We start from the raw sequence: 18,043 nt of genomic DNA on the forward strand, positions 1-18,043 counted from the left end.
TTCTATTACAGCAACTCTAGGAGAGTCGCTGGGACGAGTACTTCGGTGATTGAACGCGCAATTTCTCGAATATTGGTCACGCGAGAGTCATAACAGGCGATCCCATCACCTGGCATTAAGATAGGGTTCATCCCTGTTTCCCAAGAGTGTCTGATTAAGTTATCCATTGAGCGCTCTACCACATCGACTTGTGCGGTTAACGGGTTCTTGGTGATCAGTAATAAGTAGCGACTGGCATTGGTTGACTGTGCGCCTCCGACGCAGTTGGCTGCGATAGCGCCGCTTAATAGGCGAGTACCGTAAGGAAATCGCGTCGCATCGGTGTCGACAGCTGACTGCGCGTTACTAGATGCTGGCTGCGTGAGGTTTGATATAAAGACTCGAATACCCGGTGCGGTAATTTGCGATGGGCGGGCGAGCACATCATCAAAATAGTCATGTTGTGGTACATGAATATGATCTCCCGACATCAGGGTGAACTTGGGTACAGGGTACCCATGGATCACGCCTGATAGATCTAAGGTAAAGCTATGTTGGTTTCTGAACACTGTAATCGCTGAAATATTGGCATCGGGACGCACTCCGCCCGATGCTCTCAGTGCCGATGCGATGGTACGCTTAGCCGCTTGATCGCCACTGTGGTTGCCATCATCATCGATGATATCAAGATCAGATTTCTTATTGATCAAGTGTTGACCCGGTTCGAATACTCCACCAGACACGGTTACCTCAACGGGCGCCCAGCTTAGGGGAGTGATACTTAGGCGAACGCTGTTTTTAAGCATGAACTCTTCATCGACTAGGTGTTGCTGGATTGAACTTGTTAGCTGTGCAATATCGAGGCCCTTAGCATGAATTGGCGCCAAGTAAGGCAGATAGATATAGCCATCGTTATTGACTTCAACATCTCCGCTGAACTCCTCGCCATTGAGCACTCTAATCTTGAGTTTGTCACCTACCGATAAGCGAATATTTTGAGGTAAGTGCAGCGGTTGTTGTGACTGGCCTGCATGCATTAACCAGGTATTGCCCATTGTACTATCGGTTCTTCTCTTGTTGATGCGAGTGGTTGTGTCCGCGTTTTTACTGCGAGTGTAGGGGGTGTTACGGTCATAAAAGTGGCACTGAGTCATATTGTCATTGTTATTACCCTTGCAGATAGCGGACTCTTCAGGGTGATGAGGCGTAACGCAAGCTGTGAGCAGTAATAATGAGGCACAGGTGATAAACCTGACTGTGCTCTTTACTTCCTGGGTTTGTTTGCGTGCAGTAACAATGCCTTGTTTGAGACTCATAACTCTGTCCTCTTAGTGCGCTGTTTGGCTAAGCTCATTACAGATGTAATTGACGGCCGCAGCTTCATCTTCATAGATAGTAAAGATCTGATGTAAGCGAGTAAGTTCAATGAGCGAACGTACCCCAGCGGTAGGTGATAGTAGTACGATCTCACCATTGTCTTGCTCTACACGTTTTAAGGCTGAGATCAGCACTGAAAGGCCGCTTGAGTCGATATATTCCACCTTATGTAGGTCAATCACGAGTTGGGTCATCCCTGCTTCTATTTGCTGCAGTATTGCGGCTCTGAGTGTCGGCGTTTGCGTCATAATCACCTCAACAGGCAGAGTGATCTTGCATGCATTATTTTGTGGTAATTGAGAGAAAGTCATATCGCCATCCTTAAAAATGCACTTGGCATTTTGTGTTGTTATCGAACAGGCATAGAGCCTATTAACGCTTTGCTTACTAACGATGCAAACCTGATGCCAAACGCTACTGCGTTGTATTTATTGGCTTTATTTGTTTATTTGTGTCTTGGTAAGTGAGAGTTAATCTAGGCTCTTTATTTGCGATGCAAAATGGGAAAAGGCTAAGAAGGGCGCTGTGCTTCGAGAGACGAGGGCGTGGCTTCGCCACTTCGAGAGCGTCGCGTTGCGACTTCTAGATTCTAGGTTAAAGCAAAGACGATACAAGCTGAGACGGAAAGCGGAACGGCCTGTGGCCTTACGGATAACGGAACGTTCGCAGGCTCACTTACGGAACGCTGCGCTTACGGTTAAAGGCTAAGAAGGGCGCTGCGCTTCGAGGTTAAAAGCGAAGAAGGCCCTAGGCTCTAGGAAAAGCAGGTTCTAGGCTTTTATGTAGGTTGGCATTTATGCCATCAGCTCTTTTGGTATTTGTATGATGTTGATGGGCTAAAGCCCAACCTACAAAAGAAGGTTAGGAGCCAGAAGCGCCAAGAAGGTTCTAGGTACAAGCTGAGACGGAAAAAACGGAACGGCCTTCGGCCTTACGGATAACGGAACGTTCGCAGGCTCACTTACGGAACGCTGCGCTTACGGTTAAAAGCTAAGAAGGGCGCTGCGCTTCGAGGTTAAAAGCGAAGAAGGCCCTAGGCTCTAGGAAAAGCAGGTTCTAGGGAAAGCCGAGAAGGTAAAGAAGGAGGTGAAGAAGTGGAAACTATGCTGCTTTGTTCTTTGCTTTTCTTAGCAGGCCGAAGGCCGTTCTCGAAGCGAAGCGCTCTAGCCGTGAGCTTGCGAACGTCCTAGAATCTTATCGGTAAGTGAGCCTGTGAACGTTCTGTCTTCCGTAAGCGAAGCGTTCGTCTTTGCTTTTTTTCTAGCAGGCCGAAGGCCGCTCTCGAAGCGAAGCGCTCTAGCCGTGAGCTTGCGAGCGTCCTAGAGTCTTGTCGGTAAGTGAGCCTGTGAACGTTCTGTCTTCTGTGAGCGAAGCGTTCGTCTTTGCCTTTTTCCTAGCAGGCCGAAGGCCGTCCTCGAAGCGAAGCGCCCTAGATCCTAGAACCTTCTTTTAAACCTAGCCCCTTCTTTTAAACCGCGATACTAAATTGCAAATGAGTCCCGGCAACAGTTTCTTGAATACGAACGTTGTCCATCCAACTCTTGATGATCCAAAGACCTCGTCCTGAAACGGCTTCTGCTGGTGGACAATCAGTTGGAGGTGTGAAGGGCTGCATCTGTGAGTTATCCAATAGGTCGATAACTATCTTCTGATGGTCACAGTGCAAGATAATGATTAAAGAGTTAATTTTAGGGGCTGCATGGGTAAATATATTAGAAACCGCCTCTAGAACGCAGGTGATCACTTTGAAGCGCTTAGCGTCCGAAACATCGTTTTGTAGCATGAACTGCTCTATCTCTTTGCTGATGGAGTGGTTGGCAAAAATATTTCGATTTAAATTAAACTGTAGGCTATTCATAGTGTTTCCTTACATTTGGTAACTACAATGAGATAAATTGTTTGTGGCAGAGATGAGCATTAAAGAGATATCGTCCTGCGCTTGCTTTTCTTGCCATAGCTCGGTGCTATAGCAGAGATAATGGAGCAGTTTTTCTGCCGGTAACGCTCTGGCATCGCTCACGTTTTTCAGTAGCTTTGTCAGCCCGAAGCTGCCAAATTTACTGTGCCTGCACTCATAGAGCCCATCTGAGTAGAGCAATAACTGCTGCTCTTTCTCTAGGGTGAAGTGCTGACTTTGATAATTGTGCTGTTTGTTTATGCCGATAGGCAGTTGAGAAGCAATGTAACTATCATCGACAAACTTGGCTCCACTGGGGCTAACTATGATAGGCGAGGGGTGGCCGGCATTGATAATTTCGACCTCTCCTGTCTTGGTGTTGGCGATCCCGATAAGCAGTGTTGCAAAGCGGCCGCACTGCTCTGGATCATCAAACTCCCGATTAAGATTGTTAGTTATCCGCACTAAATCGAGTGACTGCCAAACTTTTTGGTTACTCGATAGATGATGCGCTAGGGTAAAGCTCAGCATCGATGCCGCTGTGCCATGTCCACTGACGTCAAGTAGGTAAAAGCCAATGTGCTGGGGGTCAATATTGAAACATTGAAACAGATCGCCGGCGAGATCTTGTGCTGGTTTAAATTCGGTTGTGACGCGCCAGCCTTCGCTTAAGCTTGAGTTTTTAGGGAGCAGGGCACGTTGAAGTTGAGCGGCGAGAGAAAGGTCCTGCTTAAGTCCGTTGAGGTAATTTTGCTCCTTTACTAGCATCTGGCTGAGTGTTTTATTGTGACTGGTCAGCTTATGTTGCATCTCTATGATACGCAGCCCAGCGAGAATTCTGACCTTTAGTACACCGCTGTGAAAAGGTTTTGCGATAAAGTCATCGGCGCCAGACTCGATACCTTCAACGATATGTGCGTTCTGGTTATTGCCGGTAAGCAGTATGGTATATGGCGTGCAAGGCATAGACTTTATGGTTTGACATAGTTCTATGCCGCTGATTTGAGGCATTATCCAATCCGTGATCACCATATCCACATGTTCGTTTTGAAGGTGTGCGAGAGCCTCTTGGGCATTAGAGAAACCTTGAACGGTAAATCCCATTGAGTCGAGTAGGTTTAGTAATAAACAGCGCTCACTATCGCTGTCTTCCACTAGGATAATTTTATATTGGCTGACATGCTGTAAAGCTAAAGGCGTTGTCATTGTCTTCCTCTCAACTTAGTTTGTTCAGGGGTATTTTGTAATAAAGCAAGCTCTATGCCAGACAGTGGCCAATGGGTTGGTTGTGTTTTAAGAGGTTTGTTGAACTTTAAATCATGAGATGGGCTGAGTGTATTTGCAAAAAGGCAGGTTTATAGTCACTGCCTAGCTTTAATTTTATGATTTAAAAGAGCTATCGGTGAGTGGGCTGTTTGTTAAGTAGAGCGATATATAAGCATTAGCATTGTGGCGTAGGGATTGCTTGGACTAACTAATAGAGTTAAGCACTATTGGGGAGCTAATGTGATGTCTAGCCTTAAATCGTTTAGTAAAGTGGCTGTTTTGTATTGGTTTATGCTTATGCTCTGTTATAGCTCGGCAACGGCTGCAGCCAGCATTGAACCTAAGGTGTTGACGTTTGGTGTTGTGCCACAGCAGGCGGCGAGCACTTTGGCGAAAGGCTGGGCTCCTGTGTTGGCGGAGCTATCGCAAAATGCGAATCTTAACTTGCAATTTGCAACTGCGCCGGACATTCCAACCTTTGAAATGCGTTTAGCAAAGGGGGAGTATGATATCGCCTATATGAACCCATATCATTTTACCGTATTTCATGAATCTCCTGGTTATATCGCATTGGCGAAAGAGCAAGATAAATACCTAAAAGGCCTTATCGTTGTTAGAAAAGACTCCCCTATATCTAACCTTTCTGAGCTTGATGGCAAATCATTAGCTTTTCCGGCTCCCGCAGCCTTTGCGGCTAGCGTGATCCCTCGGGCGATATTAAAGCAGCAAGGTGTTGCTCATAATACTAAATATGTAGGTTCCCATGACTCAGTCTATCTTGCAGTGGCTCAAGGTCTTGTCGATGCGGGTGGTGGTGTGGGGCGTACATTTAAAAACATGGACAGTGATGTCACTCAGCAACTCAGGGTGCTCTGGAAAACACCCGGTTACACTCCCCATGCTATCGCGACTCACCCGCGAGTATCAAAGCAGAGTCGTGAGCAGTTGTTAAGCCAGTTACAGGCTCTCTCGACTACGAGTGAGGGACGCGCTTTATTAGCGGGGTTAGGGTTTAAAGCCATGGAGGCGGCGCAAAGCAGTGACTGGGATGATATTCGGGCACTGGCATTGAGTGAGCTGAACGAGCCACTAAAGGGGAGTCGCTAATGTCATTTCGAATAAAAACGATTCTCGGGATCGCAATCATCGAAGGTCTGTTACTGATGCTGCTGGTTTATACCAGTGTCGATTATCTAAAAAGCTCGAATCAAGCAGAGATTGAAAAGCGCGCCAGCTCGACTGCGTCTCTGTTTGCTGCTGCCGCAAAAGATGCGGTGATCAGCAGTGATCTCTCTACGCTGAACGTGCTTGCAAATGAGTTGCTAACCACCTCTCAAGTTCTCTATGTCAATATTTACGACCAAAATCGATTACTGGTGAGTGCTGGAAGTCACAATGGCAACTCAGCGGCCTCATTAGACAGCGGAATTATTAATGTTGATGACGGGATCTTAGATATTGAAAGAGGTATTGAAGAATCGGGATTTAACTATGGCAAGGTTGAGCTGGGTTTTGACACTGGACAGCTAGAGAGCTTTATTATCGATGCCAGAACTCGTTTCATGACCATTGCTGGTATCGAGATGTTCTTGGTCGCACTGTTTTCTTGGCTGTTAGGCCACTATTTGACCCACAATCTGGCACTGCTTAAAGGTGCATCTCAGCGTATTTTACAGGGAGAGTCGAAAGTTCAAATCCCTGTTAGCAGTGAAGACGAGATAGGCCAAACCATGCTTGCCTTTAATCAAATGGTAAACAAGGTGGCAGATAAAAATCAGGCGTTAGAGAGCGCTAATGTTAGGCTCAATGCCATATTGCAGACCGCTGTAGACGGTTTTGTGGTTGTCGATACAAAAGGGATAATTGAAGAGGTTAACCCTGCGGTAAGTCGCTTGTTCGGTTATAGCTCGTCTGAGCTGATAGGGCAAAATGTTTCATTATTGATGCCATCGAATGAGCGCAATATGCATGACGATTATATCCAACACTACCTAACAAGTGCTGACGATAAGAGGGTAGGCAAAGGACGTGAGCTGCTCGCACAGAAAAAAGATGGCAGCCTTTTCTCGATAGAACTGTCTATCTCAAAAATGTGTATCGATGGTGAGCTGCTCTTTTTAGGCTTAGTGAAGGACTTAAGTGATGTTAAGCGTGCTCAAGTCGCAGCCCAAAGGACGGAGTCTATCTTGTTAGCCACCTTAGAGGGCAGCAAAGATGCGTTGGTGACGATTGATATTACCGGTGAGATCTTAGAAGTGAATGACGCGGCATGTTTACTATTTAAGTTTCATTCTGAGCAGATGATTGGCCAGCATTTAGAAGATGTGCTCTTTAGTGGAGAGGAGAGGCAGCGTTTTCACACTATTTTAGATGAGTACAGTGCAACGGGAGAAGGCGTGGAAATTAAGCATTCCACGCAAATGCAGGCCAGTCGCTCTACAGGAGAAACCGTTCCTATTGAATTAACGCTTATTCCTGTACAGCTAGGTGATGAGATGTTGCTCACCGCATTTATTCGAGATATATCCCGTCGAATGGAGTACGAAACCCAACTTAAATTGGCCAAAGAACAAGCCGAGCAGGGGAGTGAGGCGAAATCACGATTTTTAGCCACTATGAGTCATGAGATCCGCTCACCACTGAATGCGGTGCTGGGAAGTGTCGACTTAATATTGGACTCAAGATTGAATAAAGAGCAGCGCATCTATGCTAATACCGCCAAGGAGGCGGGAATCGCATTGCTGAGTACCATTAACGATATTTTGGACTTTTCTAAAATTGAAGCAGGGCAAATGGTGCTAGACGAGAGCGCTTTTTCTCCAGCTAAGCTTGCAATGCAGGTGCTACGGGTGTTGTCACCTAAGGCTCAGGATAAGGGAATTGTGATAGCGATTTTTGTTGATCGCAATGTGCCAGAGACGTTAATCGGTGATGGCCAAAGATTAAGGCAGGTGATGCATAACTTAATCGATAATGCGATTAAGTTTTCTTTTGGTGGCTGCGTTACCATTGAGATGTGCCTCGCTGATGGCGATGCCGAGGAGGCTCGTCTGTGTTGCAAGATCGCGGATCAAGGCATTGGAATAAGCGAAGAGGCCCAATCGACATTATTTGAAGAGTTTAGCCAAGTACATGATAGCCATAACACAAACTACAGCGGTACAGGACTCGGCTTGGCTATTTGTGCAGAGCTTATCACTCAGATGGGGGGCCATATAGGCGTTAAAAGTCTACATGGTAAAGGGAGCTGCTTTAGTTTTGATCTATTACTGAAACAAGATAAAGGCGCGCGCCCCGAAGTCGCACCGCTACCTAGTCATTCTCGAGTGCTCTTAGTGCATACCAATGAGATCTATCGTGATGTTATTCGCAGACAATACAGCCAGTATGGCGTGACATCGGTCTGTATCGACAGTATAGAAGCAATCTTTGATCACTCGCAGGTACAAGGTCGTTTTAATCTGGTGTTGATTGATGAGCATTGCCTACTCGATCTTAATCTTAGTCGCGTCGAGAAAATCAAACGTGAATTTCTGTTAGATGAAGGCATGGTGGCGGCATTAATGACAGTTGTCCTGCCTGAGGCGTCTGTCTTACTCAGACAGATAGGATTAGAGCAGGTGATTAATAAGCCCCTTGGCCGCGACATGATGCTTGGAGTGCTTCGAGGGGAACACGAATCATCGGCTGAACAGACTCCACATGAGCCCGAAATATCCGGTAAACTAGAGCAGAGCCTTCCCATTCTTTTGGCTGAGGATAGCCCTGCAAATCAAATTGTTGCCAGCGCTTTGCTGAGTAAGGCTGGTTTTAAGGTTGAGATAGCCAATAACGGCGTCGAGGCCTTGAAAATGGCCGCTGATAAAGAATATGGTTTGATCTTAATGGATATGAGAATGCCCGAGATGGATGGTATCGAAGCCACCCAAAAAATATTGCAACGTAATCCATCACAGGTAGTCATTGCTATGACGGCTAATGTACAAAGAGAAGATGTAGAGTTGTGCATGAATGCTGGGATGAAAGATTTCGTGCCAAAGCCAGTTAACCGAGAAGATCTTGTTAATGTGGTAAATCAATGGATTGTTTCGGCTAAGGAAGAGGCTATAGTTACCACTGAAGCCGATAGACAGAGCCCTCATTTGCATGCGGTGGACAATTATGCGGTAGATAATAACAAAGGGGCAAATATTGACGACGCTAAAGTGATTCCATTTGAGCGAGTAAAGCGAGTGAGTAACGATAGTAGTAAAAACGGAAAAAGGGCGCGGTTACATGTCGGTCCCCAAGGCGATGAGGAACAGATGACAATTATTGATGAGGCAGTACTTAACGAGTTAACGGGGATGTTAGGTGAACAAGCGATCAGTAGAATGATGACGGTTTTCGTAACCGAGGCGCAGGAGCGATTAAGTATATTGCGCCTACTGCTTTTAGAGTACCAGAACGGAAATGGACTCGACCTAGCTGAAATCGATCTACAGGCTCATACTCTTAAAAGCAGTTCTGGCAGCTTTGGGGCAACGGCACTGTCTGTTGCGGCAAAAAGGCTCGAGTTAAGCGCTAAAGCCAAAGAGACTGAACGGGTGCCAGTATTGCTCGATGAAGTGATAGCGACAGCCCAGCAAACCGTTAACTTATACCAGCAGCGTTTTGAATCAACACACTAAGAGTAATTACTGCTAGACTTAACCATATGCTCATGGAGAAAAGGCTAGTTTAACTTTTTGATATTAAGCAAGTTGTCGCTGAACGTTACTTCATTATTAATAGGCTGACTTTATATGGATATAACAAGCTCATTTACCACATTACTCGTAGAAGACAGCATGTCTCTGGGGGCGCTGTATACCGAATACCTGCGTACGGAGGGAGCACGAGTAACCCATGTTAACCATGGGGGGGATGCGTTAAACGAGCTTAAACGCTGGCAACCGGATCTGTTAGTACTCGATATTCAGCTGCCCGATATGTCGGGGATGGATATTTTAGAAACCGTGCAGGCTGACTACCCAGATGTCACCGTTATTATGATCACCGCTCATGGCAGTATCGATATTGCCGTTGATGCTATGCGCTCCGGAGCGTTCGATTTTCTGGTTAAACCTTTCGATGCCAAACGTCTCTCCATTACCGTTCGTAACGCCTTGAAACAGCGTCAGCTTGTTGATCTTGTCGCAAAATATGAAAGCAGCCTGCCTAAGCCTCATTACATGGGTTTTGTGGGCGAGTCTCTCGCAATGCAGACCGTATATAAAACCATAGATTGTGTGGCGAACAGTAAAGCCTCGGCTTTTATTATTGGCGAAAGTGGTACTGGTAAAGAGGTGTGCGCCCATGCGATACATAATGCGGGGAATCGTCGTGACGGCCCTTTTGTGGCGTTAAACTGCGCATCTATTCCTAAAGATTTGATTGAAAGTGAGATTTTTGGTCACACAAAAGGAGCATTTACCGGTGCCGTTGCCAATAGAGATGGCGCCGCGACTCGTGCACATAATGGTACGCTTTTTCTCGATGAGATCTGCGAGATGGATCTTGAGCTACAGAGTAAATTGTTGCGCTTTATCCAAACGGGTGTGTTTCAGCGCGTAGGTGGCACGAAAGAGGAAAAAGTCGATGTGCGCTTTGTTAGCGCAACCAATCGAATGCCATGGGATGAAGTCAAAGCTGGGCGGTTTAGAGAGGATCTCTTTTACCGTTTACATGTGATCCCAATCGAGCTGCCACCCTTAAGAATGCGTGGCAAAGATATCTTATTGCTGGCGTCTAGCTTACTTAAAGAATACAACAAAGAAGAGGGTAAGAAGTTTAAAGGCTTTAGCCGTGACGCGAAGCAATGTTTAAAGACCTATCAATGGCCGGGTAACGTTAGACAATTGCAAAATGTCATTAGACAGATCGTGGTATTAAACGACAGTGAGTTGGTTGAACTCGATATGTTGCCAATGCAATTGACTGCAGGCCAAGAGGTAAAACCAGACTCTAAAGAGCAGCCTGAGGTTGGGGCTAAACCTGAACCGCAACAAGATAGAGGGCTGAACCGTACTGAGCCTGCCGCATCCTCCTTTCTTGATGGTATTGAGCGAGCGGTTTTTTCTGGTGCAGAGCAATATGCATCAAAAACTGCCGAGGAAAAGAGTGATGATATCGTACCCTTGTGGCTGACAGAGAAGCAGACGATTGAACACGCTATCGCACAGTGCGGTGGTAATGTGCCTAAAGCGGCGGCGTTATTAGATATCAGCGCCTCAACAATTTATCGTAAACGCCAGACTTGGGATGAGTTAGAAAAGAGCTTAAGTGACTGAACAAAGTGACTGAACAAAGTGACCAAATAAAGCGACTAAGTAAAGCTATTAAGTTTACTGACAGGATTAACGGACTCAATTAACGGACTCAATAAACGGGTTAGGTTATCTGAGTAAGCAATCGGCCATTAATATCATAGGTTAGTTACGTTAGCGATAGAGCAATGCTAGCGAAAGGAGTAGACTAAACATCTACTCCTTTTTGTTTAATACAATGAGAACGCTATGAAATATCTTGTTGATACCCATACCCATACAATTGCTTCAACTCATGCTTATAGTACGTTACAAGAATATATTGCGATGGCTAAACATAAAGGGGTTAAGCTATTTGCCACCACAGATCATGGCCCCGATATGGCCGATGCTCCCCACTTTTGGCATTTTGTGAATCTGCGAGTATTGCCGCGAGTGGTCGATGGCGTCGGCATTTTACGCGGCATAGAAGCCAATATTAAGAATGTAGTTGGAGAGATAGATTATTTTGGCGATTACCTACAAGAGTTAGACATTGTTTTAGCAGGGTTTCATGAGCCTGTATTTGCGCCAAGCGATAAAGAAACGCATACCGCAGCAATGATTAACTGTATTAACAGCGGTCATGTAGACATTATTACGCACCCAGGGAATCCTGCTTATCCGATAGACATTACCGCGGTCGCAAAGGCTGCAGCGGAGAATAATGTCGCCCTCGAGATCAATAATTCTTCATTTTTAGTTTCACGAAAAGGTAGCGAGCACAATTGCATTGCCATAGCTAAGGCGGTTAAAGAGGCAGGTGGCTTGTTGGTGATGGGCTCAGACTCTCACGTGGCCTACAGCTTAGCTGACTTCACACTGGCTGAGCAGATCGTTGCAGAAGCAGAGTTTCCTCTAGATAGACTACTGAATCGTAGTCCCGAAGCCTTACTCGCTTTTCTATCATCACGGGGACATGGCTCCTTAGATGAGTACTCAGTGTTACTCGAAAGCTTTGATGCAAGTTCAAACTAAAGCTAGAAGAGATTATTAAAACAAGATGCGAATTCTTATCACGGGGGGATCAGGCCAACTGGCGCAGGCGTTATTGTCTGTAGCTGAGCTTTCCCGAATTACCCAGATTACTCCAGCAACCGAAGCTACTGAGACGACTAAGACTAATAGTATTGCACTAACGGCTGCTCAGAGACTGTTGCTAGCTTCGTTGCCTGAAGCCATAGAGTGTACAGCCGCCACAGATGAAGTGATGGGCTTGTCTCATCGGCAGCTTGATATTTGTGAGCCTGATTCTATTCGGGTTGCCTTTGATGCTTTTAAGCCAGATGTGGTGATTAATTGCGCCGCCTATAATGCCGTTGATAAAGCAGAGAATGATGTCGATAGAGCGATGGCAGTCAACGGGATAGGGCCTAAATTACTCGCGCAAGAGTGCCTGCATCGAAATATTAGGCTCGTGCATATCTCGACTGACTTTGTGTTCGATGGTGGGTTACAGCGCTCGTATACAGAGCAAGATGCTCCGGCTCCACTGTCGTCTTATGGCAAGAGCAAGCTCGAGGGCGAGCGCTGGGTGAGTGATATCTTAGGGGCTAAGGCAACGATTATACGTACCTCTTGGCTTTACAGTTGCTGGGGGAATAACTTTGTCAAAACTATGCAGGGGTTATTTAAGATAAAAGAGAGCTTATCAGTCATCAATGATCAGTATGGCAGTCCAACATGGTGCGAAGCCCTTGCCGTAGCAATTTTTATGCTTGTTAAGCAAAGTCAGCCTATGAACTTAAATGACAAAGCGGCATTGGAAGAACGAACGGCTCAAGGCGTTGCTCATCTATACCATTACGCCAGTAGTGCTAGTGCGTCATGGTATGAGTTTGCGTGTGAGATCCAGCGTCAGGCATTAGCCATGACAGAGCCTAAATCTAAATCAGTTGATTGCTTGATAAAGCCTATTACGACTCAGGCTTGGCAAGGGCTGCATGAAAACACCTTGGCATTACGACCAAAGCAAAGCGCGTTAAATGCACAAAAACTGTGTCATCAATTAGCTATCCAATCTGATAGTCTAATTTGTGCGAACTGGCAACAGCAGCTAAAGGCCATGCTTAAATATCAAAAGGTTAAAAGCCGGGGAAGTTGAGACGGTTCAAGCAAAGACGAGCAAAAGCCGGAGCATGCTGAGACGGTTAAAAGCCGGGGAAGCAGAGAAGGTTCTAGGCTCTAGGAAAAGCAGGTTCTAGGGAAGAGCTAAGACTAAAAAGCGGAACGGCCTGTGGCCTTACGGTAAACGGAAGGTTCGTATACTCACTCACGGTAGCTGCATGGAAAGGCGCTATTCTTCTAGGGAAGAGCTAAGACGGAAAAGCCGGAAAACAAAGAAGTGAATGATAAGGTGCTTTGTTTTTTGCTTTTTCTAGCAGGGCGTAGCCCGTCCTAGCAGTGAGCTTGCGAACGTCCTAGGCTCTTCTTTTAGACCTAGGCTCTTCTTTTAGACCTAGGCTCTTCTTTTAAAGCTGGTGCGGCTTTGCTTTTGGTTTTCCTAGCAGGCCGAAGGCCGCCTCGAAGCGAAGCGTCCTAGGGCCTAGAACCTTTCTTACTTTTTAATTAAAAACTTCTTTCCCAGCCAGCGTAAACGGTTGCATCCCAGTCGTTACCACCTGAAGTGACATATTGACTGTAACCCACTGTGCCACCGACCTTTAAGGTACCTTGATAGAAAGGTCTGTGGTAGCTGGTATCGAACTGGTATACACGCTCATACTCGCCCGGCGATACTGGGTTACCGCCTTCAGGGTTAGCTGTATCTGTGCCATCGGTATTAAGTCTTAGGTAGCGGAATTTATTGCTGATGTTTTGTCCGCCGCCAAGTTGAGTAATACCGCCAACGACTAAGGTTGTTGCATCGTTGTCATAGGTGCTGCCTAAGCTCTTTCCATAATAACGATAACCGCTTTGATAAAACCCATGTTCATAAAGGCAATTATAGGCATTTGAATCAATACCACAGGCCACTTGGGTATCAGAGTATTCAACAAATATGCGGGTATTGATGTCTGCTAAAAAGAAGTCGACGCCGCCCATGTTGGCTGAGTTGATCAGCTTGTTCTTACCGTTATGATAGTCTTCATGAATACGCTCATAATAGATACCGTAAGGAATACCAAAAGCGGTATCGGACCAGCGGAAATCATAGCCTGCGAGCATATTCTCTTGGCCATTTGTGACTTCGCCTTCGCTCATTCCACCGTTAAACAGGCCGTCCCACCAGTCACTTAAACTGTTGCCGTAACCTTCGCCGCCCCATTGCATGGTCCATGAGAAGCCCACTTCGAGTTTAGAGATAGGTCTTAAGGTACCGCGTGCCCCCCAGTGTTTGGCATCTGGTACATAACGATCACTTTCCATCTGGCTAAATGAGGTGGTAAAGGTCCAAGGACCAATCCAGTTAAGCCATGGTGTTTCGAATGCTTGGCTGTTGTTACGGCTAAACGTCATGCCTGGCATAGGTCGGGCGTTAGTGGTTTGAATAAGGCCGCTATCCCAGCCCGGTCCCCAGTACTTTTGCTGTGCGCCGGCGCTGACAATCCAGTTGCCTAGCATCACTGCTGCGAAACTATTATCTAAACGTGTGCTATTACCGTCGATAGGGTCGTAGTGATAACTTGCCGCTAAGCGACCACTAAACCAATCTTTTGTCACCTCAGCCGATACCGCTGCTTCTGCCTTATCGCGATAGTCTTGACCAAAACCGATAAAGCGTGTGGTATCTGAACCGCCAGCAAGCTCTATCTTACTGCTCATGCCACGATGATCGTGCTCATATGCTCGTGTAACTCTCTCGAACGCATCACGCTGTAGGCTAGACAGGGCATTCTGATCCGCCTTGTCCATATCTTGCTTAATACCATCCCACATTAGCGGGTAAGTGGTGATTGGCTGAACAATCACGCCTGTATCAGACAGCAATTGAATATCGGCCCTTAATGGTAAGTCAGTCGGTTCTACCCACCATGCCGCTTGCACTGAGCTACAGCTAAGCAGTAACAATCCAGATAATAATTTGAGTTTCATTGGGATCCCTTTTGTTAATGGGGCGCATTTTAGAGGATTTCACTGCTGACAGGTAGTATTAAGCAAGATGAATCGATAGTTAGTCACAAACTGTGACATATAAGCAAAAGAAGGGCGCTACGCTTCTAGGGCGTGACTGCGTCACTTCGAGGTTGTGCTATGGCGATTTATAGGTAATAGCTAAGATGGATAGGCAAAAGCTGACAAGCAACAGCAGGAAAGGAGTCAAAGTCTAGGCTGGCACTTATCTTGTCTTTGCTTTTCTAGCAGCGAAGCGCTCTATCAGTGAGTTTGCGAACGCTCTCGAAGCGAAGCGCTCTAGAATTTAGCTCTTCCCTTAGTCTGTTTTAAACCTAGAATGATTTTTTGGTTATTAATTTTTATTGTTAAATACTGGCATAATGGGATTAATACCTTAATAAATTATAGAGATAACTCACTTTGAGCCAGATATTTAAACAAGAATGGTTAGCGCAGCTGGTCGACATTGCGACTGAAGCCGGTGATGCCATTATGGCTATCTACGCCAAAGACGATCTCGGAGTCGTGACCAAGGCCGACGACAGCCCAGTCACTGCTGCCGATCTAGCCAGTCATAGGGTGATTGTGGAAAGACTGGCGCAGTTGACCCCCAATATTCCTGTTATGTCAGAAGAGTCAACAGATATCGATTGGCAGCAGAGACGTCATTGGCAATCTTACTGGTTAATAGATCCTCTTGATGGCACCAAAGAGTTTATCAAGCGCAATGGCGAGTTTACGGTGAATATTGCGTTCATTGAGGGGGATAGGGCTATAGCGGGTGTCGTTTACGCGCCAGTACTGGATAAGTGTTTTTATGGTGAACTGAGCAGTGGAGCTTGGTTAAAGCATGCCGGGGATCAAATCAAATTACCTAAAGCGGATAGCAATAACTCACGTATTCCTCGAATCGTTGGTAGTCGCTCTCACGCAAGCCCCGGATTAGAGGCCTATCTGCAAGAGATTGGTGAGTACGAGATTAAAAGTGTAGGCAGCTCGCTTAAGTTTTGCTTATTAGCTGAAGGGAAAGCGGAGATCTACCCTCGTCTAGGGTTAACGAGTGAATGGGATACTGCCGCGGCGCAAGCGGTATTGGAAAGTGCTGGTGGACGAGTATTGCAATATGACACCAATATTCGGCTGAATTACAATCAAAAGTCTGACATATTGAACCCCTATTTTATCGCCTACGCACCTCATTGGGAGTTGGCAGAGAAGTGATTCGCTTCTTGGGCAATGGGCTTTATTTTACTTTAACGATTTAAAGCAATAGTTAATAACTTCTATGGAGGAACACATGCGGATAGGCGTCGATCTTGGTGGCACAAAAATAGAGGTAGTAGCACTTAGCGATAACGGTGATGAGCTGTTTCGTAAGCGTGTTGCAACGCCAAGAGAGTACAATTTGACTTTAGAAGCTATCGAGGCATTAGTTAATGAAGCCGAATTGCAGCTTGGGCAAAAAGGTAGTGTTGGCGTTGGGATCCCCGGTGTTATTTCCCCTTTTTCAGGCCTTGTTAAAAATGCCAATTCGACTTGGATTAACGGTCATGCCCTCGATACCGACTTAGCGAAGCGTTTAGACAGAGAAGTCAAAGTGGCAAATGATGCCAATTGTTTTGCGGTCTCTGAGGCCGTCGATGGCGCGGCGGCAGGAAAGACTGTGGTGTTTGGAGTCATAATTGGTACAGGGTGTGGTGCGGGTATTGCCATTAACGGTAAAGTCCATGGCGGTGGTAATGGAATTGGCGGAGAGTGGGGCCATAATCCCTTACCTTGGATGACCGCCGAAGAGTTTAATTCAACCAGTTGCTTTTGTGGCAATAAAGATTGTATTGAGACATTTATTTCCGGCACTGGGTTTGTTCGGGACTATCAACTTGCTGGTGGACGAGCGACAAATGGCGCTGAGATCGTTTCACTTATGCAAGAAGGTGATGCACTAGCAACTGCAGCATTTGAGCGTTATATCGACAGGCTCGCCCGTTCTCTCGCTCATGTTATCAATGTGCTAGACCCTGACATTATTGTGCTCGGTGGTGGGGTATCGAATATTAGTGCTATTTATTCGTTACTGCCCGATGTTTTACCTAGGTATGTATTGGGCGGGGAATGTCGTACTCCTGTGGTACAAAACATGTATGGAAGTGCATCGGGGGTGCGTGGTGCGGCTTGGCTGTAATATGTGAGTGAAAGCCTATTTGTGGGGTAGGTGTTGACTGATAGTGTTTTGCTATCTAGCCATGAATTACAGCGGATAACATTAATGATTATAATAACATGCTACACTTCATAAATATTTTTCATCTAATATCGGCCATTGCTTTATGTTTTGGGTAAAAAAAATTATCTCGCAGCTTTTTATGCCTGTCCCCTTATTACTGTTATTAATTGTGCTTGCCTACCTAGTCATGCGTAATCGTCGCTCTTCAAAAGCGTTATTAGTGTTAGCAGCAACCCTACTGGTCATTTTGAGTAGCGGCTGGGGCAGTAATTGGTTGCTGGCTCCTTTAGAGGATCAATATTCAGTAAACAGCCAACCAATAGGAAAAGGCTGCTTGGTGATGGTACTTGGCAGCGGGCATGATGAAAATGCAAATTTGCCTGCAGTTCAGCAACTCTCTAACACTGCCTTGGCTCGATTGACTGAGGGGGTACGCCAGCTTTCTCTTGGTCAGGACTGTAAATTGGTGGTGAGTGGTTGGAGCGGGGGGCTTTCTACGCGTTCCCACGCCGATGTGATGTTTGATGCTGCCGTTGAATTAGGGGTTGCCTCACAGTCCATTATAAAATTTCCTTTGGCGAAGGATACCATCGAAGAAGCGCAGTTTATGAAATGGGAGGTGGGCGATGCACCTTTCAGGCTAGTTACGTCGGCCAGCCATATGCCTAGAGCGATGGCGATTTTTACCGATGCACAGTTAAATGTCTCTGCCGCCCCGACCGATTTTGCGCAAAGAGAGACCTATTGGTGGCGCTTTGATGCGCAGAATTTATTAAATTCTCAGCGGGCTATTCATGAATATATGGGGCTGCTTTGGTTTAAATTGAAACATGAAAAAGAAGGTGCTAGGTCCTAGGAAAAACAGGTTTTAGGGTAGAGCTAAGACGGGTAGAGCTAAGACGGTTAGAGCTGAGACGG

General features: G+C 46.1%; 13 protein-coding genes. 8 read left to right on the top strand and 5 right to left on the bottom strand.

Annotation, left to right across the window (positions count from 1 at the left end; genetic code table 11):
* Positions 1-5: 5 nt before the first annotated feature.
* The 4 genes from K5Q92_RS15135 to K5Q92_RS15150 form a co-directional block, all read right to left on the bottom strand.
* A complete protein-coding gene (locus K5Q92_RS15135; RefSeq protein ID WP_220769823.1) occupies positions 6-1,295 on the bottom strand; it encodes a polysaccharide biosynthesis/export family protein in 1,290 nt (429 codons plus the stop codon).
* A gap of 12 nt (positions 1,296-1,307) precedes the next feature.
* Positions 1,308-1,667 carry an STAS domain-containing protein gene (locus tag K5Q92_RS15140; protein WP_220769824.1) on the bottom strand — a complete coding sequence of 120 codons (360 nt, stop codon included), beginning with the start codon at positions 1,665-1,667 and terminating at the stop codon, positions 1,308-1,310.
* A 1,157-nt stretch (positions 1,668-2,824) separates the two neighbouring features.
* Complete coding sequence (locus tag K5Q92_RS15145) at positions 2,825-3,214, bottom strand: ATP-binding protein (protein WP_220769825.1); 390 nt, start codon at positions 3,212-3,214, stop codon at positions 2,825-2,827.
* 9 nt (positions 3,215-3,223) lie between these two features.
* Positions 3,224-4,459, bottom strand: a complete 1,236-nt coding sequence (locus K5Q92_RS15150) for a SpoIIE family protein phosphatase (protein WP_220769826.1) — start codon at positions 4,457-4,459, stop codon at positions 3,224-3,226.
* Between the two features lie 303 nt (positions 4,460-4,762).
* Between K5Q92_RS15150 and K5Q92_RS15155 the strand changes: the two genes are divergently transcribed.
* The 5 genes from K5Q92_RS15155 to rfbD all read left to right on the top strand — a co-directional run bounded on the left by K5Q92_RS15155 (position 4,763) and on the right by rfbD (position 12,949).
* Positions 4,763-5,626: a phosphate/phosphite/phosphonate ABC transporter substrate-binding protein gene (locus tag K5Q92_RS15155; protein ID WP_220769827.1), complete on the top strand. Its 864-nt coding sequence runs from the start codon at positions 4,763-4,765 to the stop codon at positions 5,624-5,626.
* Positions 5,626-9,189 carry a PAS domain S-box protein gene (locus tag K5Q92_RS15160; RefSeq protein ID WP_220769828.1) on the top strand — a complete coding sequence of 1,188 codons (3,564 nt, stop codon included), beginning with the start codon at positions 5,626-5,628 and terminating at the stop codon, positions 9,187-9,189. Before K5Q92_RS15155 ends, K5Q92_RS15160 begins: the two co-directional genes overlap by 1 nt.
* Before the next feature lie 114 nt (positions 9,190-9,303).
* The gene (locus K5Q92_RS15165; RefSeq protein WP_220769829.1) at positions 9,304-10,830 is read left to right on the top strand and encodes a sigma-54 dependent transcriptional regulator; all 1,527 of its coding nucleotides are present in this window, start codon (positions 9,304-9,306) and stop codon (positions 10,828-10,830) included.
* Between the two features lie 225 nt (positions 10,831-11,055).
* Positions 11,056-11,823, top strand: coding sequence for a phosphatase (locus K5Q92_RS15170; protein ID WP_220769830.1), 768 nt, complete (start codon positions 11,056-11,058; stop codon positions 11,821-11,823).
* Between the two features lie 25 nt (positions 11,824-11,848).
* Positions 11,849-12,949 (top strand): dTDP-4-dehydrorhamnose reductase, encoded by a 1,101-nt coding sequence (rfbD, locus tag K5Q92_RS15175; RefSeq protein ID WP_220769831.1) that lies wholly within the window; start codon positions 11,849-11,851, stop codon positions 12,947-12,949.
* A 464-nt stretch (positions 12,950-13,413) separates the two neighbouring features.
* Here rfbD and K5Q92_RS15180 read toward each other — a convergent pair whose 3' ends face one another.
* Positions 13,414-14,880, bottom strand: coding sequence for a capsule assembly Wzi family protein (locus K5Q92_RS15180; RefSeq protein ID WP_220769832.1), 1,467 nt, complete (start codon positions 14,878-14,880; stop codon positions 13,414-13,416).
* A gap of 441 nt (positions 14,881-15,321) precedes the next feature.
* On the opposite strand from K5Q92_RS15180, the gene cysQ reads away from it, so the two are divergent.
* From cysQ to K5Q92_RS15195, 3 genes are all read left to right on the top strand, one after another.
* Positions 15,322-16,122 carry a 3'(2'),5'-bisphosphate nucleotidase CysQ gene (gene cysQ, locus K5Q92_RS15185; RefSeq protein WP_220769833.1) on the top strand — a complete coding sequence of 267 codons (801 nt, stop codon included), beginning with the start codon at positions 15,322-15,324 and terminating at the stop codon, positions 16,120-16,122.
* Positions 16,123-16,198: 76 nt separating this feature from the next.
* Complete coding sequence (mak, locus tag K5Q92_RS15190; protein ID WP_220769834.1) at positions 16,199-17,083, top strand: fructokinase; 885 nt, start codon at positions 16,199-16,201, stop codon at positions 17,081-17,083.
* 145 nt (positions 17,084-17,228) lie between these two features.
* Positions 17,229-17,981 carry a YdcF family protein gene (locus K5Q92_RS15195; RefSeq protein WP_220769835.1) on the top strand — a complete coding sequence of 251 codons (753 nt, stop codon included), beginning with the start codon at positions 17,229-17,231 and terminating at the stop codon, positions 17,979-17,981.
* Positions 17,982-18,043: the final 62 nt, after the last annotated feature.

Source organism: Shewanella sp. MBTL60-007 (assembly GCF_019654915.1).
In the GTDB taxonomy this organism is placed as follows: Bacteria; Pseudomonadota; Gammaproteobacteria; order Enterobacterales; family Shewanellaceae; genus Shewanella.

Bases quoted from the DNA above. Each gene is read 5' to 3' on its own strand.
- mak (WP_220769834.1), top strand. From the start codon at position 16,199: ATGCGGATAGGCGTCGATCTTGGTGGCACAAAAATAGAGGTAGTAGCA.
- K5Q92_RS15150 (WP_220769826.1), bottom strand. From the start codon at position 4,459: ATGACAACGCCTTTAGCTTTACAGCATGTCAGCCAATATAAAATTATC.
- K5Q92_RS15165 (WP_220769829.1), top strand. From the start codon at position 9,304: ATGGATATAACAAGCTCATTTACCACATTACTCGTAGAAGACAGCATG.
- K5Q92_RS15140 (WP_220769824.1), bottom strand. From the start codon at position 1,667: ATGACTTTCTCTCAATTACCACAAAATAATGCATGCAAGATCACTCTG.
- K5Q92_RS15180 (WP_220769832.1), bottom strand. From the start codon at position 14,880: ATGAAACTCAAATTATTATCTGGATTGTTACTGCTTAGCTGTAGCTCA.
- K5Q92_RS15145 (WP_220769825.1), bottom strand. From the start codon at position 3,214: ATGAATAGCCTACAGTTTAATTTAAATCGAAATATTTTTGCCAACCAC.
- K5Q92_RS15155 (WP_220769827.1), top strand. From the start codon at position 4,763: ATGTCTAGCCTTAAATCGTTTAGTAAAGTGGCTGTTTTGTATTGGTTT.
- K5Q92_RS15170 (WP_220769830.1), top strand. From the start codon at position 11,056: ATGAAATATCTTGTTGATACCCATACCCATACAATTGCTTCAACTCAT.
- K5Q92_RS15160 (WP_220769828.1), top strand. From the start codon at position 5,626: ATGTCATTTCGAATAAAAACGATTCTCGGGATCGCAATCATCGAAGGT.
- rfbD (WP_220769831.1), top strand. From the start codon at position 11,849: ATGCGAATTCTTATCACGGGGGGATCAGGCCAACTGGCGCAGGCGTTA.
- K5Q92_RS15195 (WP_220769835.1), top strand. From the start codon at position 17,229: ATGTTTTGGGTAAAAAAAATTATCTCGCAGCTTTTTATGCCTGTCCCC.
- K5Q92_RS15135 (WP_220769823.1), bottom strand. From the start codon at position 1,295: ATGAGTCTCAAACAAGGCATTGTTACTGCACGCAAACAAACCCAGGAA.